Origin of the sequence: Asticcacaulis sp. (assembly GCF_051956075.1) — a bacterium.
Taxonomy (GTDB): domain Bacteria; phylum Pseudomonadota; class Alphaproteobacteria; order Caulobacterales; family Caulobacteraceae; genus Asticcacaulis.
This window is the reverse complement of the sequence record NZ_JBQCGA010000003.1, coordinates 26,222-47,909: the sequence shown is the minus strand read 5'-3', so window position 1 is coordinate 47,909 and position 21,688 is coordinate 26,222. Positions and strand designations below refer to the sequence as shown.

Annotated in this window: 18 protein-coding genes; 11 read left to right on the top strand and 7 right to left on the bottom strand. The window is 61.2% G+C overall.

The window, feature by feature from the left end; genetic code table 11:
* Positions 1 to 71 precede the first annotated feature (71 nt).
* The 3 genes from ACTHLA_RS00705 to pelA form a co-directional block, all read right to left on the bottom strand.
* Entirely contained in the window at positions 72 to 758 is a 687-nt protein-coding gene (locus tag ACTHLA_RS00705; RefSeq protein WP_440184138.1) for a cytochrome b/b6 domain-containing protein, read from the bottom strand.
* A gap of 2 nt (positions 759 to 760) precedes the next feature.
* Positions 761 to 1,189, bottom strand: a complete 429-nt coding sequence (locus tag ACTHLA_RS00700) for a c-type cytochrome (protein WP_440184242.1) — start codon at positions 1,187 to 1,189, stop codon at positions 761 to 763.
* 159 nt (positions 1,190 to 1,348) lie between these two features.
* Positions 1,349 to 2,653, bottom strand: a complete 1,305-nt coding sequence (gene pelA, locus ACTHLA_RS00695; protein WP_440184135.1) for a pectate lyase — start codon at positions 2,651 to 2,653, stop codon at positions 1,349 to 1,351.
* A gap of 196 nt (positions 2,654 to 2,849) precedes the next feature.
* Between pelA and ACTHLA_RS00690 the strand changes: the two genes are divergently transcribed.
* From ACTHLA_RS00690 to ACTHLA_RS00640, 11 genes are all read left to right on the top strand, one after another.
* Positions 2,850 to 4,172 (top strand): MFS transporter, encoded by a 1,323-nt coding sequence (locus tag ACTHLA_RS00690; RefSeq protein WP_440184132.1) that lies wholly within the window; start codon positions 2,850 to 2,852, stop codon positions 4,170 to 4,172.
* 78 nt (positions 4,173 to 4,250) lie between these two features.
* Positions 4,251 to 4,706, top strand: coding sequence for a MarR family winged helix-turn-helix transcriptional regulator (locus ACTHLA_RS00685; protein WP_440184129.1), 456 nt, complete (start codon positions 4,251 to 4,253; stop codon positions 4,704 to 4,706).
* Positions 4,707 to 4,782: 76 nt separating this feature from the next.
* Positions 4,783 to 5,196, top strand: a complete 414-nt coding sequence (locus ACTHLA_RS00680) for a DUF1398 family protein (RefSeq protein WP_440184126.1) — start codon at positions 4,783 to 4,785, stop codon at positions 5,194 to 5,196.
* Between the two features lie 247 nt (positions 5,197 to 5,443).
* Positions 5,444 to 5,914, top strand: coding sequence for a hypothetical protein (locus tag ACTHLA_RS00675; protein WP_440184124.1), 471 nt, complete (start codon positions 5,444 to 5,446; stop codon positions 5,912 to 5,914).
* A 144-nt stretch (positions 5,915 to 6,058) separates the two neighbouring features.
* On the top strand, positions 6,059 to 7,654 hold the full coding sequence (locus tag ACTHLA_RS00670) for a glycoside hydrolase family 28 protein (RefSeq protein WP_440184121.1): 1,596 nt from the start codon (positions 6,059 to 6,061) through the stop codon (positions 7,652 to 7,654).
* A 10-nt stretch (positions 7,655 to 7,664) separates the two neighbouring features.
* Positions 7,665 to 9,263: a carboxylesterase/lipase family protein gene (locus ACTHLA_RS00665; protein ID WP_440184119.1), complete on the top strand. Its 1,599-nt coding sequence runs from the start codon at positions 7,665 to 7,667 to the stop codon at positions 9,261 to 9,263.
* A 212-nt stretch (positions 9,264 to 9,475) separates the two neighbouring features.
* Positions 9,476 to 12,475, top strand: a complete 3,000-nt coding sequence (locus ACTHLA_RS00660; protein WP_440184115.1) for a beta strand repeat-containing protein — start codon at positions 9,476 to 9,478, stop codon at positions 12,473 to 12,475.
* A 196-nt stretch (positions 12,476 to 12,671) separates the two neighbouring features.
* Positions 12,672 to 14,174 carry a hypothetical protein gene (locus tag ACTHLA_RS00655; RefSeq protein WP_440184112.1) on the top strand — a complete coding sequence of 501 codons (1,503 nt, stop codon included), beginning with the start codon at positions 12,672 to 12,674 and terminating at the stop codon, positions 14,172 to 14,174.
* A gap of 249 nt (positions 14,175 to 14,423) precedes the next feature.
* Positions 14,424 to 14,912 carry a murein L,D-transpeptidase catalytic domain family protein gene (locus ACTHLA_RS00650; RefSeq protein WP_440184109.1) on the top strand — a complete coding sequence of 163 codons (489 nt, stop codon included), beginning with the start codon at positions 14,424 to 14,426 and terminating at the stop codon, positions 14,910 to 14,912.
* Positions 14,913 to 14,932: 20 nt separating this feature from the next.
* Positions 14,933 to 15,949 (top strand): L,D-transpeptidase family protein, encoded by a 1,017-nt coding sequence (locus ACTHLA_RS00645; protein WP_440184107.1) that lies wholly within the window; start codon positions 14,933 to 14,935, stop codon positions 15,947 to 15,949.
* Positions 15,946 to 16,548 carry a hypothetical protein gene (locus ACTHLA_RS00640; protein ID WP_440184104.1) on the top strand — a complete coding sequence of 201 codons (603 nt, stop codon included), beginning with the start codon at positions 15,946 to 15,948 and terminating at the stop codon, positions 16,546 to 16,548. The genes ACTHLA_RS00645 and ACTHLA_RS00640 overlap by 4 nt, the downstream gene beginning before the upstream one ends.
* Positions 16,549 to 16,567: 19 nt before the next feature.
* Here the strand turns inward: ACTHLA_RS00640 and ACTHLA_RS00635 are convergent, their stop codons facing one another.
* The 4 genes from ACTHLA_RS00635 to ACTHLA_RS00620 form a co-directional block, all read right to left on the bottom strand.
* Positions 16,568 to 18,541, bottom strand: a complete 1,974-nt coding sequence (locus ACTHLA_RS00635; RefSeq protein WP_440184101.1) for a methyl-accepting chemotaxis protein — start codon at positions 18,539 to 18,541, stop codon at positions 16,568 to 16,570.
* A 266-nt stretch (positions 18,542 to 18,807) separates the two neighbouring features.
* Complete coding sequence (locus tag ACTHLA_RS00630; RefSeq protein ID WP_440184099.1) at positions 18,808 to 19,074, bottom strand: hypothetical protein; 267 nt, start codon at positions 19,072 to 19,074, stop codon at positions 18,808 to 18,810.
* Positions 19,067 to 20,068, bottom strand: coding sequence for a DUF2254 domain-containing protein (locus ACTHLA_RS00625; protein WP_440184096.1), 1,002 nt, complete (start codon positions 20,066 to 20,068; stop codon positions 19,067 to 19,069). The genes ACTHLA_RS00630 and ACTHLA_RS00625 overlap by 8 nt, the downstream gene beginning before the upstream one ends.
* A gap of 230 nt (positions 20,069 to 20,298) precedes the next feature.
* The gene (locus ACTHLA_RS00620; protein WP_440184093.1) at positions 20,299 to 21,639 is read right to left on the bottom strand and encodes a pectate lyase family protein; all 1,341 of its coding nucleotides are present in this window, start codon (positions 21,637 to 21,639) and stop codon (positions 20,299 to 20,301) included.
* Positions 21,640 to 21,688: the final 49 nt, after the last annotated feature.

Genomic DNA, 21,688 nt, shown 5'->3' with positions numbered 1-21,688 from the left:
CCTGCGGACTGACGCATAAAAAGGCCGGGCGCGGCGTTGCAAGGGATAAGCCGGCTGATAAGGGCGGCGTTCTAGAATGACGGTCCCGAAAAATCGCCGCTTAGCCAAATCAGACCGATGGCGACCACGCCGCCCAGGGCGACGCCAAACAGAAGAGAAGCCCAATGTCCAGGCCTGAAAGACGCCTCCTGCGATCTCATCCGTCCTGAAATCATAGCGCCGATCAGATTTTGCCGCTTGTAGACGTGATAGAAGGCAAGCGCCGCCAGATGCAGACAGACAAGCGCTTCAAGCGCATCGAACGCAAAGGCGTGAATATGGGAGGCGAGCCGTCCCTGATCATAGCTGACTAAGTTGGCGAAAGGCCCCGAATCCAGGCCGTCCGTATCTGTCGAAAAAAGTCCGGCGACGACCTGCGCGATGAGGCAGACGATAAGCGCCGCGACGCTCCATCCGCCCATAGGATTATGGCCAGGCAGCGCCTCCGGCTTCTTTGTGAAAAGCCCTTTGGCGTAGGACAGGACCGTCCTTGGGCCTTTTAGGAAATTGCCGAATCTGGCCGTGGAGCTACCAAAAAAGCCCCACCAGATACGAAAGGTCAAAAGGCCGGCGACGCAGGAGCCGGCGATCCGGTGGATTGACAAGTCACGCGTCTCAGCTGTGCGCCACGCCAGAAGCACAAGCGCAAGCAGCGACCAGTGAAATAAACGCGTCGGCAGGTCCCAGACCTTGACCGGCGCGGGTCTGGCTGGCCGCATGCTCAGTGATCTTCCTTACGAAACGCCTCGTGACAGGTCCGGCAGGTGTTGCCGGTAGCGGCAAAAGCCGCTTTCAAAGCGGCGGCGTCATCGCCATGCGCAGCGGCGTCAAGCTTACTGGCGGCGGCCGCAAAATTTTCGGCGTCGGCCTTGAATTCGGCAGGCTTTTGCCAGATGGCCGGCTTTGCGCCTGTCTTTAAGCCGGCATCTAACCCGGTGCCGGCAGGGAAATAGCTGACGAGCTTAGGCGCCTCAGAGTTCAGCGTCGCAGTATATTTCAGGATCTCAGCCTTGGACGGCGAGGATGAACGCAACTGATCATTCAGCCCCTTCATTGACCGTCCTATGCTGTGGAAATAGGCCTGACGCGCCTTCACCTGATCAGTCGGCGCGGCCTGCGCCGCCGGGGTTAGGAAACCCAGAATCACCATGGAGACAGTCAGGCGCTTCAACATCAGAACGATCCTTAATAATCCGATTTGCTCAGTAAACGCTCACCGCAACGATTTCCGTCGCGGCGTCGGCCACGCCTTGATGCATGCGCGACCCCTTAAGCGCCAAGACACCGCTGAAGTCGCCTGGTCGTTAAACTATTTTGCAGGATGAGCCTTCGTCCAAATCGTATAGGCGTCCAGCACCTTCTGCGGCGAAACGTCAAACCAGTTGTAGCCGTTACGACGCTCATAGGAGAGATCGTCCACATTGTCATAAAGGCTCTTGTCACGGTCGCCGAACACCGGCTTGCCGGTGTCGACATCATAGTAGCGCGCCCAGATCGGCCCCGCGCCCGGCGATGGGATCAGGTCGCGGCCCTTGTCTGTGCGCGTCCACGCTACATCGCGCAGCTCATGCGCCTTCAGCCACGCGACGGCGTCACGCACGGCCGTGACCACGGCGGGGGACGGATCGGGCGTTTGCATCAGAAACATCAAAACATCTGAGCTTTCATCGCTGGCGATGGAAGGCGGCTCGAAATTACGCGCCGATTCCGGTTGCAGGGTCAGCGGATCGTACTGCTGCGCCCAAATCGTCGCGACGCCATCCGCCTTGACCTGGGTGGCGAGAATAACCTGAACGGCGCGCGCCGCCGCCTCCGCAGCAGCCTTACGCACATCCTGCGGCACAAAGGCGTAATCATCCTGTCCGGTCGCCGCCGCGCTCAGCACCATGGCCGCAAGCGCCACAGCATTGTCATTATAGGTCACCCCGTCATGATAACCGCCCTCCAGCGGCCAGACCTGCGGCCAGCCGCCGTTCGGGTACTGGGCGTTCAAAAGGTATTGCACACCCTTCAGGAAGCTGACGCGGTAGGCATCTCCCTCCGGCCCCGGCGCCTGTGCGGCGACCTTCGCCAGAAAGCGCATTTCGGTGGTGGTGGCGTTATTGTCGAGCGTGCCGACATAGTTCCACTGCGGATCATGCGGCGTATCATAATCATCGGGCGCAAGGAATTTGGAGATATTGTCAGCGACATAGGCCTGCCCCGTTTGCCGCAGCTCGCCGTCGCGGCGCTGGTTCTTGCCCCAGCCGCCCGCCGGCGTCTGGAACGAGACGATGACGTCGGCGATATGCCGCGCCTCTTTCGTCGCATACCAGGCGTCCGGCCTGTCCAGCGGCATGGTCTCGCCGTGGCCCTCTGCCGGAGGCGGTGGGATCTGCGCCAGCCCCCTTCTTTCGGACGCCAAGGCGGCCTTGTCGGCGGCTTCCTGCGCGAGCGAGCGCGCCAGATAGGCCGACCACAGCGCAGCCTGATCGCCCGACAGGTCCGCAATGCGCGCCTGCGTCAGCGATAGGGCTGGCGGATTATGACCGACGACCGCAGCATCGACCGAGCCTGTTATCAGACTCAGAGCTGTGGCGCATACCAGCGCGCGCAGTGAGAAGGAGGATGTCATGGTTTTCCCTGTCCGCTTATTTTCAATCTGACAACGTATATGTCACCGGTGTCATTGTGGAGTCAAACAAATAGGTTTTACCTATTTTAAAGTTGCTACCGGTGTCAGGTTTGGCATATGGTCCATTCCGACTTACAAAGGCGACGCCTCCGGGGAAGAGCGCCGATACAGATATAAACAGGCCACAGGAATATAGATGACACAGGAAACACCCGCCGCCGCCATGCGGTCCACCAAAGGCCGTTACCGCTGGGGCATTATCGCCCTCCTGTTCGCGGCTCTGGCCATCAACTACACGCACCGCCAGATGCTGGGCCTGTTCAAGGGCGATCTGGAAACCGAACTGCACTGGAATGAGGAAACCTATGCCGGCATGGTGTTCTGGTTTCAGGCCGCCTATGCGGTCGGCCAGATGCTGTTCGGGCGCTTTCTCGACGTGGCGGGCGTGCGCATCGGCTACGCCATCGGCTATGTCGTCTGGGTGGTCGCGCACATGGCGACAGGCCTCGTCTCCGGCGTTGTCGAGTTCGGCGCGGCGCGGTTTGCGCTGGGCCTTGGCGAATCCGGCGCCTTTCCGTCCAGCCTGAAGGCCATCGCCGAGTGGTTTCCGCAAAAGGAGCGCGCCCTGGCGGCGGGCATCTTCAACGCTGGCACCTCGATCGGGGTCATGATCGCCGCCGCCATCGTGCCGTTTATCGCTCTGGGCGAATTTCACCTGTTCGGCCACGTTTTCCATGGCCTCGACTGGGGCTGGCGCGGCTCCTTCATGTTCACCGGCGCGCTCAGCCTGATCTGGCTGGTTCCGTGGTTCATCATGTACCGTCACCCCAGCGATCAGCCGCGCTTGTCGGCGGAAGAACTGGCCTATATCGAAGGCGGCCAGTCCGCTGTCGAAAACGTCGAAAAGGTGAGCTGGCTCAAACTCCTGACCGTGAAGGAAACCTGGACCTACGCGCTGGGCAAGTTCATGATCGACCCCATCTGGTGGCTGTGGCTGTTCTGGCTGCCCGACTTCCTGCACAAGAATTACGGCCTCGACATCGCCTCGTTCGGTCTGCCTCTGATCGTTATTTATCTGATGGCCGACATCGGCTCAGTCGTCGGCGGCTGGCTGTCTTCGACCCTGATTCATCGCGGCGTTTCGGTGAATGTGGCGCGTAAAACCGCCCTGTTCGTCTTTGCCGCCTGCGCCGTGCCGATCCTGTTCATCCACGACGTGCATGAGCTGTGGCCCGCCGTCTTCCTGATCGGTCTGGCCTGCGCAGGCCACCAGGCGTTTTCGTGCAACATCTACACCCTGCCCTCGGACCTGTTTCCGCGCGCGGCCGTGGGTTCGGTTCTGGGCATTGGCGGTTCGGCGGGCGCGGTCGGCGGCATGCTGATGAGCCTGTTCGTCGGCTGGATCCTGCAGACCACGCATTCCTACACGCTGATCTTCGCCATCGCCGCCTTCACCTATCTGGTCGCAGCGGTGATCATCCACCTCCTGACGCCGAAATACACTGCGGCGAAGATCTGAGTCCGAAGAAGGGACGCTTTATTTTGTTGACTAGGAAGCAAGCTTAATTTAGCTTCCTAGTCAACATATGGAGCCCTCATGCCCGAATCCGTTTCCGACCTCAGCGCGCATCTTGGCTACTGGCTGCGCTATGTCTCCAACCATGTGTCGCAGGCCTTTGCGCGCAAGGTGGAGGCGCGCGGCGTCACCGTCGCCGAATGGGTTGTGCTTCGCGAACTTTACAACACGGACGACGCAGCTCCGGTGCGCATCGCCGAGCAGATCGGCATGACGCGCGGCGCGATTACCAAATTGGCCGACCGTCTGCTGGCCAAAGGGTTGATCGAGCGGCGCGACAATCCCAAGGATGGCCGCTCGCAACTTCTGAACCTGTCCGATGAAGGCCGCGCCCTGGTTCCTGAACTCGCGTGTCTGGCCGATCAGAACGACGCCGAATTTTTCGACCATCTAAGCCCTGACGAGCGCGCCGCCATCGAGCGCGTCCTGCGCGGCGTGGTCGAACGACGACGCCTGTCCGGCGTCCCGATCGACTAAGACGTCTCAACCCAAACCTGTCCCGACGACCGTCATCTCCGGCGGATCGCAGCCCCATGCCCGAAAGGATCATCCTATGTCCAACCCCCTGCCCTCGTCCGTTCTCGACGCCATGGCCGCCACGGTCGAAGGCTCAGATTCCGGCCGCATGACGTTTCCGGAGGTGCTGAAACGGCTGGCCGAGGTGGGCGTCGAATCCTATTCCGCCGATTTGCGCCGCTGCGAGCGCATCTTCTTCCTGCCAGACGGAAGCTCGCGCAGTTTCGCCAGCCGCCTGAGCCATCACGCGGTCGCCGACCTCTTCTCGCCCGATGGCGTCAAGGCGGCCATCATCGACATCCAGCAGCAGCGCATCGACTATGCCGCCTTCTGCGAACGCATCGCCGCCGCCGGGTGCTGCGCCTATGTTGTCAGTCTGCTGGGCCGCCGCGCCGTTTATATGGGCCGCAGCGGCGAAACCTGCGTCGAACATTTCCCCGCGCAGACTTGACGCGCGTCAAGGCCTAAGCGTCAGGGTGTGTTAATTTTTCCTCGGTTTCATTCTCAGACAGGTCAAGACGATTATGAAGACGCGGTTTACCTCATTCGCTTTCCATCTGGCGCTCGCAGCAAGCCTGATGCCTGCGCTTGCATTCGCTGCATCGGACCCGTTCCAGGGTCAACGCGGCGGCGGAAATACGGGCCAGGGCCAGAACCAGGGCCAAAGCCAGGGCCAAAACCAGGGAATTGGCCAGGGCATGGGACTCGGTCAAAAACAGGGTTCAGGCGACAGCGCCGGCTCAGGCCTTCTGCAACGCGACCGGATCCAGGATCGCGATACGCTTTATCTGGGCGCGCAAAGCCGCCTGCGCGATCAAGACCGCGACCGGGATGGGTTCATCTCGACCGACGAGTATAATAGCTTACAGACGGATACTTTTTCAGCCTTGTCTCCCAATGGCGAAGGCCTGACCTTGCAGGCCTATCTGGCCGCGCATCTGGGGCCGGGGCCTTATGGCGCGCAAAATCCCTCGCGCCAGACGATGATGCAGTCGCGCGCGCAAGAGCGTAAGACGGAACGCTTTCGCATCATGGACGGCAATGGCGACGGGATCGTGACCCGCAACGAGTTCATGAATTTTGGCAAGCTGAACTATCTTGAAGCGGACGCCAATGATGACGGCAAGGTCACCTATCAGGAACTTCAACAGATCAACCGCGGTATGTAGGTCGTAGCCGCTGGTTCTCGACAGGTTCAGCTTCGCTTTTCTCGTCTGCACGGGATTGACAAGCCCGGCGGTCTGGTCGCACAAAGGTGGACATTCGCCCCAAATCCAAAGCAAAATTCCATGGGCGAGCAGGGACAAAGCTGAATGACACCGGTTACCAAAATCAAGTTGATATGCGCCTGCGCTGGCTCCGTGTTGCTGGCGGGCGCGGCCCACGCTGCTGACGCTCCGGTGCAAACCCAATGGGGTCTGGTCAGCGAGCCCGCCATGCCGAGCCATGTCTGCGCCACGCTGACCGCCGCCCTGACCTCGGATCACGGCTCGCTCGACGCCGTGGACGCCGACGGCGAAACCACCCATCCCGATCGGGCGCGGCTGCAATCGGCCATCGACGCCTGCCATGACGGCGCAGTCAAACTGGTCGCAGGCGCACATGGCGAGGACGCCTTTCTGACCTCGCCGATTCAGCTCAAAACCGGCGTCACCTTATGGATCGACGCGCGCGTGACCCTGTTCGCCTCGCGCGACCCTAGGGACTATGACAATGGTCCGGGCGATTGCGGCACGGCCAATAAGGAAAAGAAAAAGTCCTGCACATCGCTGATCTGGACGAAGAATGCTGATCACGCCGGCATTGTCGGCGGCGGCAAGATCGACGGACGCGGCGGCTCCCTGCTGCTATCGGGCCCCAATGCGGGCAAGCGCTCATGGTGGGACGTCGCCTGGCAGACCAAGCAGGGCTTGACCCAGCACAATTTTCGCCTTTTGCAGATCGACGGCGGCAAGGACTTCACCCTGCACGGCGTCACCTTCGAGAACAGCCCGAACTTTCACATCGTCTCTAACGGCCTGAGCGGCTTTACCGCCTGGGGCATCCGCATCCTGTCGCCTTCGATCGTCTATACAAAGCCTGCTTACGCCTGCCCGGAAGGCACGACGCCGGACAAGACGACGCCTGCCACCTGCTTCACCCCCGAAACCGTCAAAAACACAGACGGCTTCGATCCGGGCCAGTCAGACCATGTGCTTTTAGCCTACAGCTATATCTCGACCGGCGACGACAATGTCGCCATCAAGGCGCACGGATCGCCCGCCGCCAGCCTGACCACGATCGCGCACAACCATTTCTATTACGGCCATGGCATGTCGCTCGGCTCGGAGACGGATTCCGGCGATCACGACATCCATGTCTATGACCTGTCGTTGGACGGGATGGACAGCGCACAGAACAACGGCCTGCGCATCAAGTCGGACGCCTCGCGCGGCGGCAGAGTGGACAAGGTGGTGTTCGAGGATGTCTGTATGCGCGGCCAGCTCAATCCGATCGTGCTGGACACCGCCTATGCCGACAAAATGGGGAACGCCTACCCCGACTTCGCCGATATCACCCTGCGCAATGTGCGTGATCTCGGCAGCGCGGCGTTCAAAGGCCAGCAACGCATTGTCCTGCGCGGCTTTATCGAGCACGGGCAGGATCTGCCGCTGGGCGTGCGCTTCGATAATGTCGTGTTTGACGATGCGCCGCTCGTTGTCGGCAATCATAACCCCAAGGACGGCCCCGAACCCGTGGCCACGCACGTCGTGTTCGGGCCCGGCCCCGTCAGCTTCGCCGACCTGATTGCGCCGTCGTCGGAACGGCATGTGACGGTGACCGACGAACGCACAGGCAGCGCCGCGCCACGCGACTGCTCTGCGGCCTTCCCGAAGCTATCGGACGTGCTTGCCGATTCACCAATCTAGGAGAAGGGCCATGAACCGTCGCCAAACCCTGATCGGCCTGTCGGCGTCCTTGAGCGTCGTGGCCGCGCCCGCTCTCGCTCAGACCGCTGCGCCTGTCGTGACGACCACCTATGGCCGCGTACAGGGCCAGTTCAAGGGCGGCGTCAACGCTTTTCTGGGTCTGCGCTATGGTGCGGATACGGGCCGCGCGCGCTTTCAGCCGCCGATAAAGCCGGAACCCTGGCGCGACATCATCGCCGCCGACCGTTACGGGAACACCGCCCCCCAGTCCGGCAGGCCCGACGCCTGTGCGCAGTCGGAGGACTGCCTGTTCCTCAATGTCTGGACGCCCGAAGCCAGTCGGGCTAGACAGCGTCCGGTGATGGTCTACATTCACGGCGGCGCCTATAATTCCGGCTCCGGCTCCGATCCGCTCTATGACGGCACCAATCTCGCCCTGCGCGGCGATGTGGTGGTGATCACGGTCAATCACAGGCTCAACAGCTTCGGCTATGTCTACGGCGCGCGGCTCGAAAAACTGGCGAACCATGGCCAGCCCGGCGTCCTGCAATATTCCGGCAATGTCGGTCAGATGGACTTACATCTGGCGCTTGAATGGGTGCGCGACAATATCGCGGCCTTCGGCGGCGATCCGAACTGCGTTTTAGTGTTCGGACAATCCGGTGGCGGCGCCAAGATCGCCACCATGATGGCGACGCCCGCCGCAAAAGGGCTGTTCCACCGCGCCGCCACCATGAGCGGCCAGCAGGTCACCGCCTCCGGCCCCGGCAACGCCACCTTACGCGCAAAGGCCTATCTGAAGGCGTTGAAACTGAACGACGACGCGGGCGGACTGGCGAAGCTGCAAACCCTGCCGGTCGCCGCCCTGACTGAGGCCCTGCACGCCACCGATCCGGTCATCGGTTCCGGCGGCCTTTATTTCGGCCCGGTGCTGGACGAGACGATCCTGTTCCGCCATCCATTCTGGCCTGACGCGCCGGAGCAGTCGCGCGACATTCCAATGATGATCGGCAATACCCACGACGAAACGCGCGCCTTCTTAGGCATTGATCCGCACAATTTCGAGCTGACCTGGGACGAATTGCCCGCCAAATTGCCGCCCGCCTATCGCGTCGATATCGACCCCTATCTGGTCATCGCGACCTATCGCCGCCTTTATCCCGGCATCACGCCATCCGATCTGTTCTTCGCCGCCACCACGGCGGGCCGTTCGTGGCGCGGCGCTATTGAGGAAGACGAGGCGCGCGCCCGGCAAGGCGCGCCCGTCTTCGCCTATCAGGTCGATTTCGGCTCCCCGCGCGACGGCGGCAAGTATCGCGCCCAGCATATGATCGACATCCCTCTGGTCTTTCGCAATACCGCCGTTCCCGGCTCCTTATCGGGCGACGGCGCGGAGGCGCGGGGCATGGCCGATCTGTTCTCAGACGCCTTCATCGCCTTTGCGCGCACCGGTTCGCCTCAGACCCCGGCCCTGCCGGTCTGGACGCCCTATTCGCTTGAGAGGCGCGAAACCATGTTAATGGATGTCGCGCCGCGTCTCGCTTATGATCCACGCGGCGAGGAGCGAAAATTGTTCAGCACGGTTCCATTTATTCAGCAGGGAACCTGATATTTCAGCATTGAAATATTATCGCAATACTTTTCATCTTCTATAACAACTCACTCAACCGCCTTCCCGACAAGGCGTTAACTATAATCGTTAATCTGAAATTAGCGCCTTGGCGACAGAATGAAAGAGAATACTCCTCGCTGGCCGCCATGAACATCAACAACGCTTCTGTAGCACTGTCGCTTTTTGGCGCGTCCTCGGGCAGCTCGGGTATGGACACAACCCTGCTGACCGACTATTTCAACGCCAAGGCGGGCATCACCGGATCGACGTCCGGTTCGACTAGCGGCAGCTCAAGTTCGCCCACCGGCCCGACAAAATCAAACTCTCCGACAGGAACCGATACGGGCCCGAGCGCGCCGTGGAACGCCAGCGACGCCGCCGCTCAGGACACGACGCTTTTAAACGACGTTATGCAGGGTCAGGCCTTCATCAAGACCAGCCGCGTGACCTCTGACGTCTTGAACGCCGATCCGGACTACACAAAGCTGTTCGCCCTCTATCAGGGCCTCGACGCCCTTCAGCAGATCGCCACTGCGGCCCAGGCCAAGAACGTCTCGCCGAATCAGCTCGCCGCCTATCAACGCCGCTTCACCCAGGGGCTGACGGAAGTTCAGAGCTATATATCCGGGACCAATTATAACCACGTGCAATTGACATCGGGCGTTCTGACCAGCGATCTGCAAAATACTGTCGGCACGGCGCGCACGAATTCGACCTATGTCGCGCAAAATATCTCCACCGCCTCTCTGAACAGCCCTGTCTCAGCCTTCGCGGGCAACGTGCAGTTCACCATTACGGCCCAGAAGACCGGCACGAAGACCCCGATCGCGGTCAATATCAATCTGGCCGATATGGGCGCAACGACGCGCTCCATGCCCAATGTGGTCAGCTACATCAACGATCAGCTCAAGGCGGCCGGGCTCAGCACGCGCTTCGCCGTTAACTCGACCACCTCTGATCCGATCACCACGACCTTTAACGGCGTCACCAAGACCCTGTCGCAGGGCCAGACCTCTTACGGCCTCAAGATCAACGGCGTTTCCTACGAACAATTAAGCTTTAGCGCCGCCTCAAGCGCAGATTCGGTCTATGTGACGCAGACGACCGGCGATCCGACCAAGACGCCAACCAGCACGTCGTCATCGACCTCATCAACCTCTTCAAGCTCGTCGACCTCCACCAGTTCGACATCGTCGACAAGCTCGACCTCGCCCGAGACCGACGTCACGTCCCAGTTGCTCAAATTCCAGACGACGGACAACGCAACCGGCTCCGCCCTGGCGCCGGCCAAGTCCCAGGTCGGCGACACCTACTGGGTGGCGGGCGAGTCGGTCCAAACCCAGCTTCCAGCGACGCTCGCCGACGTGAACAAGGGGACGACGCAGTCGACCAACACCGTCCAGGACGCCGTCGCGACCGCCGCCGGCAGCGACGGATCGCTCTATGTCCTGGCCAATGTCAACGGAACCACGAGCGATCAGAGCATCAAGGGATCCCAGGACGTGGCCCTGATGAAGTACGATTCCGCTGGAAATCTGGTCTATACGCGCATGCTGGGCGCCTCCGACACAGCGTCCGGCTATGCCCTGGCCGTCTCCAATGACGGCAAGGTGGCGATCACGGGCACGGTCACCGGGGCGCTTAATATCGACAACCCGTCCACAACGCTTAACCAGTACGGCCTGCCCGTGGCCACCGGCGTCGCTAACTCCACGGCGCCGCTGAGCGGATCGGATCCGTCCACGCCTGACACCTTCGTCACCGTCTTCAACGCCGACGGCACGGAAAACTGGACGCAACGTCTGACCGCAAGCGCCAGCGACCAGCCGACGACAATCGCCTTCGGCAGCAACGACGCCGTCTATGTTGGCGGCAAGACGGCCAGCGTCATGCCCGGATCCGGCGCGAGCGCCGCAGGCGGCAACGACGCCTATGTGGTCGGATTTTCCGCCACGGGTCAGAAAACCTTCGTTCAGCAAACGGGCACGGCCAACAGCGATTCCACCGCCCAGATCGCGATGGACGGCTCGAACATGTATGTCGCCGCCTTGCAGAACAACCAGATCGTTCTGACCAGCTACGACCTGTCGTCCGGCGCGCCCGTGCAAACCGGTTCGCGCGATCTGGGGGGCATAGGCGGCGGCAATATCAGCGGGATTTCAGTCTATAACGGCCAGGTCTATCTGGGCGGTTCGACCTCAAACGCCAGCCTGATCGGCGCAACCGCCAATGTCACCAAGGCCGCTTCGGGCGGTTACGACGCATTTGCGCTCTCAGTGAGCGCAAATCTGTCGAGCACCGCATCCGACACGGTCGCCTATTATGGCGGCGCCGGTAACGAACAGAACGCCCAGGTCGCCTTTTCCAACGGCAAGGCCTGGATCGCGGGCCAGACCAATGGCGACATCGCCGGCACAACCAAGATCGGATCGCAGGACGGCTATCTGGCCGAACTCGACGTCGCCACCGGCCAGGTTTTGTCGCAGGCGCGCAATTCCGGTACGGATGGCAAGGTCGCGGCCACCTCGATTGCGGTCGCAAGCGGCGGCTCCAGCGTTCTGGACCGCCTGGGCCTGCCGCAGGGCAGCGTGCTGCAAACCGACACCAACCTGATTACCGCCAATTCCAGCGTCCGCGCGGGTGATCAGTTTTACATGATCGACCCGTCAACCGGCGTGAAAAAGACCATCACGATCGACGCCAATGAGACCATGGCCACCCTGTCCCAAAAGATCCAGAGAGCCTCCAGCTACAATCTGAACGTGACTGTGACCAAGGTTCTGGGCAAGGAGGAAGATCAGCTCACCATCAAACCGGCCAACGGCTCCAGTCAGATGGAGTTCCTGTCCGGACCGGCCGGTCAGGACGCGCTTGCAGGTCTTGGCCTGTCAGCCGGCCTCGTCAGCAACGCCGCCGACGCCACGATGAATTCGTCATCGTCCAATTACACAAAATCCCAGAAACTGATGGGACTCGACTTTAACTCGTCGCTGAACCTGAATTCTTCGGCCAATATCGCCAGCGCGCTCGCCTCGTTAAAAACCACCATCGGCAATGTCCACAAGATCTACACCTATCTGCGCTACGGCGACCCGCAGGCGTCCAGCAGCAAAACCAGCGGCAATACGAGCGGCGCGGTCCCAACCTATCTGACCAATCAGATCGCTAACTATCAGGCCGCACTGGCCCGGCTCACCGGCTCTGGCTGATCGGACGGGGCGGGCGACCTCGCCTCTTGGCTGGCAAACGCCTCGCCCCTCCTGGCCGTCTTGATCATAGCCGCTTTTTGCGTCATCACACGGCATGTTCGCACGCCTTCGCAACGCTCGTCCGCGCTTTGTTCTCACCGGACTAACCGCCCTCCTGATCCTTGCCTTACCGGCCTTGATCACAAGCCTGCCGCCGTTGGTTGATTATCCTGATCACCTGACGCGATTCTGGCTTCTGAGCGGCGGCGATCGTCATGCGCCGCTTTCTGGCTTCTACGCGACAGACTGGCTGCGCACGGCGAGCAATATCCTCATGGACGTCGCGGCTGTAGCGATTGCGCGCATGACCTCCGCCTCGATCGCCGGTCATGTCATCCTGATCCTCTCAGCTCTCCTGCCGCCGCTCGGCGCGGCGCTTGTCTCGCGAAACCTCTATGGACGATGGTCGTTTTGGCAAATCTTGTGCGGTCTCATCGCCTGGCCCTTAACGCTCCTGACCGGTTTTATGAGTCTTAGTCTGGCCTATGGCGCTGCCATGATATGTCTTTGGCTCGACCTGGAGCTCGTCCAGTCGCTGCGCTGGCGCATTTGCAGACAGACCGTCCAGGCGCTGACCTTGCTGCTCATCCACCCTTTCGGCGCCCTGTTTTACGCAGTTCTGCGACTGGGCGCCTTTCTTAGCGCTGATGTGAGGGATTTTAGCGCGCTCTATCGTCATGGCGCCTGGAAGACGAGCGCTCTGAACCTTGGCCTCCTCATTGCGCCGTTCGTGATCGCGTTGGGCCTGCTTGGGTCGCGCATTCTTCTGTTTGGCCAGGGCGATAGCGCTGATCTGACCTGGCCGAAATTCTACTGGTATGATCCATGGCCCAGTCAGTTGAGCCCAGACCACATTTTCGAGGCGTTTGTCGGCCCCTTGCGCAGTTATGCGCTCAGCGTTGATCTCCTGTTTGTCGCGCTGCTGTGGCTACCCGTCCTTATAGCTGGTTTTGCACGGCGGCTAAGCGTGCACATGGGCCTTGCCGTGACCGGTCTCGCCCTCTTCGCCTTCGGCGTTGTTTGCCCTCAGGGCGTCGGAGACACCAGCATGGTTGACGTCCGGCTATGGACAATGTCCCTCTTCATCCTGCCCATCGCGGTCTTCCCGCGACTTGACCTAAACCCACGCCTTCGCGCAGCTCTGCCCGCTTTGGCGCTTCTTGTCCTTGCCGGGCGCTCGACCTGGCTCTTGGTTGTCTGGCGAGCGCGCCAATCTGACGCGCAGGCCGTGCAGATTGCGCTGGACGCAGCGCCAATAGGGGTGCGGCTAATGCCGCTGGCGATCGCTCCGGATAATGACGACGCGGCGCCTCTCGGTCGCTGGGTGGGGGATGTGAGCCCGACCTGGACGCATCTGGATGCGCTTGCCGTGATGCGAAGGCAGGACTACACGCCGACCATATTCGCAGAAGCCGGTAAGCAGCCTCTGAAGGTGCTTGCGCCGTTCAGCGCCAATAACGAGGCGAGCGGCGGCCTTCTGGCGACGCCGGACGACCTCCTGCACGACCATGTCCTGGCCGCCGCCTATCTGCCGCACTGGCGCCAGAATTTTGATTTTATCCTTCTGCTCAACGCAGACCAAGGCAAGGTCCCGGCCATACCCGGCACGCGGCTGGTGCGCGACGCGGGCTTTGCGCGACTTTATAAGATCAACCCTTAGCCTGGCTCGTAAGGCGCGATATTTCGATGCAGACCTCGTGTTTTGGCCCGCGCTTATGGCGTTTTTGCATGAGTGCGCCTATCTTATGACGGGCGACGGCGGGCAACTGGCGTGAAGATACCTATGATCAATCGACGTAGCATCCTTTTTAGCGGCGCGGGCCTTGCGGCGGCCTGCGGCCTGGCGAAGAGCGCACATGCGCAAAGCCCGCGGGCGGACGCGTCTCCAATAGGGCCCTCGCCCGCAGCTTTGAGCCTTGCGCGCAAGGCGCTGGACCGGCACGCGGACGCCATCACTTTTAAAGACCGCATCGCCATTGCCGATTTTTCGCTGAACGCAACGAAAGCCCGCTTCCACATTCTCGAACTTGCAAGTGGACGGGCGCGAAATTTTCTGGTCGCGCATGGCAAGGGCTCCGATCCCGCCCATACTGGCTGGCTGCAAAGCTTTTCCAACGCGCCGGGCTCGGAGGCGACCTCGCGCGGCGCCTATCTGACGGGGGAGACCTACACCGGTCAGCACGGTCTGTCGCGTCGCCTGATCGGCCTTGACGGCGATAATTCCAACGCCTTGTCGCGCGCCATTGTCATCCACAGCGCCTGGTATGTCAGCGCCGACATGGCCGCCAAGGGACAGCTAGGCCGCTCGCAGGGTTGTTTCGCCGTCTCCGAACGCGACCTTGCCGACGTCATGGATCTCTTAGGTCCGGGACGTCTGCTGGTCGCTGTAAAGACCTGACGCGGAAGATGGGGGAGACTGTGCGTCGAAACCTTCATGCCATCGCCCGGCTCGCCATCAGCCTGTCTATCGTCATGGCGCCTATCTGCGCGCACGCGCAGGGCGCCAAGGTCAGTTCGGCCATCGAACTGGCGCAGCGCGCCGATGCGCTGAAGCCCGGCCAATGGGTATGGGCGCCGCAGATCGCGCCCTCAGGGCCTTTGCTGATCTATATCGACCTGTCGCGGCAACTGGCCAGCGTCTACCGTAACGGCGTGCGCATCGGCGTTACAACCGTGTCCACCGGAAAGCCCGGCTATGACACGCCCACCGGAGTGTTCACCATCCTGCAAAAGGACATTGATCACCATTCCAACAAGTACGACAACGCCGCCATGCCCTTTACGCAGCGCCTGACCTGGAGCGGGGTGGCGCTGCATGCGGGCGGCCTGCCCGGCTACCCGGAAAGCCACGGCTGCATCCATTTGCCCTATGCGTTCGCGCAGGCGCTTTTCAAGGTCACGAGCCTGGGCGCGACGGTGATCATCGCCGGCGCCGCCGGACAACCCGCCCTCGCCGCGCCCGGCGACCTGTTAACGCCCGACGCCTTTACGCCCGGCGTACATGAGATACCGCAAGGCGCCGACGCCTTCTGGTATCCCGACCTGTCGCCAAAAGGTCCGCTGACCATCATCCTGTCGCGCGCCGACCAGCAGGTCACGGTCCTGCGCAACGGCGTCGTCATCGGCCGCGCCAACGCCGAAATCCCAAAAGACAGCGACGAAACCCGCGTCCTGACCTTGAGCCGGATCGACAAGGGCGTTGGCGTCTGGGTTTATGTTGACGTCCCAGGTCACAGCGATCTGGCGGGTCAGGCGGTTCCCACCGACGCCCATGGCCGCGTCCATGTCCCGCCCGCCTTTCTGCAGGCGGTTCGCCCCGAACTGACCCCAGGCGCGACCCTGCTGATCACCTCCGCCAGCCTGACGCCTGACACAAGCGGCGAGAACCTGACCGTGCTGGAGGGCAGCCAGGAGCCCGCCGGGCCCGCGCCATGACCCGCAACAGGGCTTTCAGTCTCGCCATTTTCGCGCTTACTCTTGGCGCAACCGCTGTGCGCGCCCAGGATTTTGTGCCTGCGCCGACAAAACCACCATCCAGTCAGGATAAGGACGCCGACTGGGCGGCGCGACAGAAGGACAAGACGATCGGCGCGGCGGTTACGGCGCCCATGGACGATCTTAACCTGCGCGATCAGACCATTCCGCCTATACTAAGCGACGCCGTGGCGCATCCCTATCGTCTCGATGGGCTTAAGACCTGCCCGGCTCTGGCGAGCGAAATCGCCCGGCTCACCGACATACTGGGAGATGATATCGACGCCCTTCCCGCGCCGCCTGTGACGCCCGACGACAAGACGCGCGAGACGGCAGGCGATGTCACGGTCGATACGGTGCGTTCGGCGACCACCAGCCTTGTTCCATTCCGCGGTTGGGTGCGCAAGCTCTCCGGCGCCGAACGTCATCAGAAGATAGTCGACGCCGCCATTACCGCCGGTCAGCTTCGGCGCGCCTTTTTAAAAGGCGTAGGCCAGGCGCGCAACTGCGCTCCGCCCGCAGCCTCAGCAGGCTTTGTTCCTGGCGCCCGCCGCCGCTAGGACGCGCACCCGTGACGCCTCAGCCGGTCAGAAAGCGGATGCCGCCGCGCGCGCCGTCCGACCAGACCGCTTCGCCCAGACGCTCCGCACCATCAATCACCACGCCAAGAGTGCGGCCGACATCCTCCTTCTGTATGCCTTCAGCGCCGAGGCCGCCGTTCGATCTGTTCACGATACGCACCTGACGCGTCGCGTCGCCGCCGCGCAGATCTGCGACGCCCTCGACGTTCTGACGCGCCTCGCGCCGCTTGTCGGCGTCGGCCAGCTCATCGGACAGAGCGGAGGCAAGCGCATCGAGGCTTTGCAGAACGCGCTGGCTGGCCAGATCCATATCCATGACCGCTTTGAAGGCGCCTTCATAGTCGCCCGCGGCGTGGGCGCTCAGCGTAGCCTTCGCCGCTGCGTGTACATTCAGATGGGGCGCCTCCAGCGCTTTGAAGGCCGGATGGCGACGAATGTCCTCATTGGTGATGGCGTCATACCATTTGCCAAGTCGGCAGTGATGATGATCCGGCACCTCGTCCGCCCGCCAGTTGACGCGGCCCAGCAAGGTGTCGACCACCTTCTTCTTGAACAGAACGTGGTCGATCTTAGCCATCTGGCACAGGGACCGCGCCGAGTCAGCCTGAAACCATGTCTTGGCGTTATCGGAAAACTTATCATTGCTCATTTGCAGCGTATCGCTGACCGCCATCAAACGCCGTTCGTTCTCATTGGCGATGCCGGCGACCGCCGCCGTGCTGGCGGCGATCTCGGCGCTGGCGGCCTTCTGTTGCTGCAGGATGCCGGTAATTTCCTGCATTCTCGCCGACACCGTGGACACCTGATCGCCAACCGATTGGATAAGGTGATTGGCGCCGTCGATCGCGCCCTGTCCCTGCGTAACCGCATCGCGCGCGCTGGTCATCGCCGTCTGGATCGTTGTCATGCCTTCGCGCAGGGCGGCAATGCGACGCGAAATATCCTCCGTCGCCTTCGCCGTCTGACTGGCCAGGGATTTCACTTCCGAGGCCACGACCGCAAAGCCGCGCCCGGATTCGCCGGCGCGAGCCGCCTCGATCGTTGCGTTGAGCGCCAGAAGATTGGTCTGGCTGGCGATTGATTCGATCACCGCCAGGAATTCGCTGATCTGTTCTGACGCGCTGTTGAGTTCGGCCAGGCTGCGCGCGGCTTCTTCGGAAGTCTGCGCGATGTGAGTGATCGCCTGCGACACCGCCGACATGGCGCTCAAGCCCTGCATGGCGGCGTCGTTGGTCGCCTCCGCTTCACGCGCCGCGCCATCGCTATTGGTTGCGATCTGTTCGATTGAGCTGACCAGTTGCGCGGCCGCCGCAGATATTCCCTGCCCCCCATTGGTCGCCTGACGCGTATTGCGCGCCAGAACCGCCATATTGACAGCGATCTGGTTGATGTCGCTAACCGAAGTGGCGACGTTTTGCAGACTGCGAAAGTTTGACGCCTCCGATTCGCTGGTCAGCTTGTGCCGGATATGGGCCTGCTCGAATCCCGACTGCGATAAGGCCAGATCGACGAAGAAGCGCGAAACCATGGCTTGCAGGGCTGCGTTCATCTTCGTCCGGCTGAAGCGATGCCGTGCGGTGACGACCGGAATGGCCTCATTGATCAACCGACCGAAAGCCGCGATCATCCAAACCGTGTCAAGGCCGACGCGCAGATGAGCCTCGCCGATCTTGATGGCCTGACCTTCAGTCTCGATGTCCAGATCGTGATTGAAGATATAACGCCAATGGTTGAGCTGCGCCGATTTTAACCTGTCTTCATGCGCGCGGTCGCCCAGCTTGGCGCTGACCTGGGGCGTCTTTGCAATCGCGTCGTAGAATGCGCGCAGAATATCCGGCATGGCCGGCTCCAGAGCGGACCATACCTGACGGGTTTCCGCCGCAGCCAGTCCAACTGGCGTTATGAAGGCTTCCAAATCGCGACCGGATAGTCTTTGAGTCGCCGCCACCGGCTTCCTTACCTGTTGTGTCATTATGCAATCCCCGCGCTAAGCGAGATAAAATTAAGAACACATCGTTAATAACGGGTTGCATTTCAGGTTCAGTCACACGTTTTTCCAAGGTTAAACGTCGCTTTAACACTATAGACGCGCGCCAAACATGTGTCGCAATATGCGTCATTTTGACGCGCCAAGACTCGATCAGGGCGATATCTGCAGACGTCACGCTCAAGAAAAGTATTCCGCCAGAGCGACGACCGCATACACGCCAAAGAGCCCAGGGCGACGACCTGTTCGCCTCAGCGCTCTGCCTGAATCGCCAGAGTCTGCCTCGCCAATTCGCGAATCCTCGCCCTGTCTTCCTCGATGGCAAGCGCCGCCTCGGCGCGGGTCAGAGTCATACCGGCGTGCCGCGCCGCCTCGCGAACAAAGCGCCCCGCCTGCATTTGACCGAGGGCGCGATAGGCCTTCTGCAGCCGGATGCCAATTTCCACCACACCCGCGCCATCGCGGGCGATCGGGATAAATATATCGTCAAACAGGTCGCCGTCACAGAGTTCAGGCAAGACCACATCTTGCGTAAGATCCCCTCTGCCGTCCTCTGCGGAGTCGGCCCAGGCGGCGAAAAATACGTATGGCCCTGCCAATAACATCTATCGCCGTGCCAGCATCGTTGACGCCGGGCGACAAGGCGCGCGAGGCGATTTCCGCCAGCACCGAGACGCCAAAGCGCGGATCTTGGTCGAAAGAGCGCGTATCTTCGATGGCGAAGCACGCCCTAATCTGATCGGCCTCCTTGTCTGAAACAGGCGTCGACATCCAGGCTAGCGGCTCGGCGGGTGTCACAAAAGCCCCCGGCAGGACCGCGACATAAATCGGCGCTGATGCGCTTTTGGCCAGTTTGGCCAGCGTCTTGACGTCGATATGCTGGACATAGCCGATCCTCGCGCCAAAAATGCATGTCGCCTGACCCGCTGGCGGCGGCGTCTGTTTGTGGCTGGAGCAGCCATGCGTTTTCCAGCGCCGCATGGCGGCGAGGACCGCATGTTCGACTTGCGCCGTCGTTTCGGTGACGTGCCCAAGATGCGACAGGTGATCAATCCAGCGCAACAGGGTGACGATGATCAGAATGATGACGGCGATGGTCACCGCAAAGAGAATGACGCGACCGTGGTCGCCATAGGCGCCGGTGCTCAGGACGATGATGCTGACCAGGCTATACAAGAACGAGCCAATGAAGGTCGACAGGACGTTCTGGGTCGTCGCGTCCTGCATGATCAATTGGGTCGCGCGGGGCGTGACATTGTTCGTCGCGGTCGAATAGGCGGAGACCATGATGCCAAGCGAGAAGGTCGTCACCGACAGCATGCTGGCGGCGAGAATGCCAAGAATATGATCGACGGCGTCGGCGCCGATCCGCGCTTGCAGATCGTCCGATATGTAAGGGCTGAAGGCGACGCCGAGAAATGCAGTGACGACGGCCAGAAGGCTGAACAGCGCCGCCCGCACCCAGATTCGTTTGCCGACCTGAGTCAACAGCCACTGCCAGCGGGACATCATAGAGGCGCCAAGATCCATGTTTTTTGCCTCCGAATCGTAAGCCCGATGCGCGCCGCCAATACGGCGGCGCCAGCGGCGAGGCTCGACCAACCCCGCCCTGTTGAGGCGTCAACTTACCGGGGAGGGCATAAAAAACTTATGCTGAACGCCTATTGCGCCCCCAGGGAGAGGCCCCCTTGGGCGCAATAGGCGCGCCATACATCTGATCTTGAGCGAAAAGGCTCACGATGTCAGTGTTTAGGATAGGAATGGGCATAGAGCGACGCCCAGCCGGCCTTTGGGCTCATATCGTAAAGGTTCCAGTCGGACTCGACGAAAGGCTGGCTGGTCGGTTTATACTTCGGATAACCGTAATAGTTCTGCGCCTCGGAATCGATGATCTCACCGCGACCTTCGGCGACGTCGGACAGTATCTTGAAGTCAACGTCGTCGCGATCCCAGGGGCGGGCGCCGACGGATTCATAGATCTCGTCCTCCAGCTTATTCGCCGGAATGATCTTGATGTCTTCTGGCAGGTACGGCGTTTTCGCCGCCACGATCTTCGCCGAACCGGTCGTATAGGTTCCGGTCATCGGCAACGGATTGCCGTACATATCGACCGCGATATTGTCCTGCATGAAAAGATCGACATCGCCATCGCCGCCCAGAGTGAACAAAGGAAGGTCGGCGCGCGAATCCGGCCCCTGACGATAAACATCGCCGATCAAGGTGATCACGCCTGTCTCAAATGGATGCGTCTCCCATTCGTGCCCGATCAGATTGTAATGCACCGCCTTCTGCCCTGGATTGTAGATCATGGTATTGATCTCGGCGGCGTGGACCCCGCCCTTGAACAGGGCGTTGCGCTCCTCGTTCGAGGCGTAGAGATTGGCGTACAGAAGAATGCCGGTATTGTTGTCGTGGATCAACCCGCCCTTGGAATGCTCGCCCTTGCCGTGGGTCGAGTTGCGCAGGCCCTCATAGACCAGATCGTGGCTGTAGGTGATGTTGTGCGAGGTGTTCTGGCGCCATTCGTTTACATCCTTGCCGTCAAAGCGCGGGCCGGAGGTCGACAGGTTCTCGTCGGTCGCCCATGAAAACGAGCAGTGATCGACGATGACATTATAGGCCGACCGCGTGGACAGGCCGTCCGCCTCCCAGCCGCTTTTTTTCGGGTGGCCCGCCTCGCCGGTGCGCACCATGATATGCTGAATGATAACGTCGTGCGTCTCGACGTTGAACTCACCCTTGATGAAGGTGACGCCTGGCGACGGCGCCGTCTGACCGGCAATGGTGACATAGGGTTCGGTGATCTTGATCGAATCGGAATCGAGGTCGATCACGCCGCCGACCTCGAACACGATGATGCGCGGCCCCTTGGCTTCCACCGCCGCGCGGAACGAGCCGGGACCGTCCTTGTTCAGGTTGGTGACGCGAATGATCCTCCCGCCCTTGCCGCCCTTCGTGTCCCTGGCCCAGCCCAGCACGTCATAGGTCGAACGGTTGAGATGATCGTTCGGATCGACGCCCTGCGCCGCGGCGGGCGTGGCCAGTGCGACGACAAGCGCCAGCATGGAGATGGATTTCAGCATTTCATAACTCCCTGTATTTATATGAATTATATTTAGGTAACCGGTATCA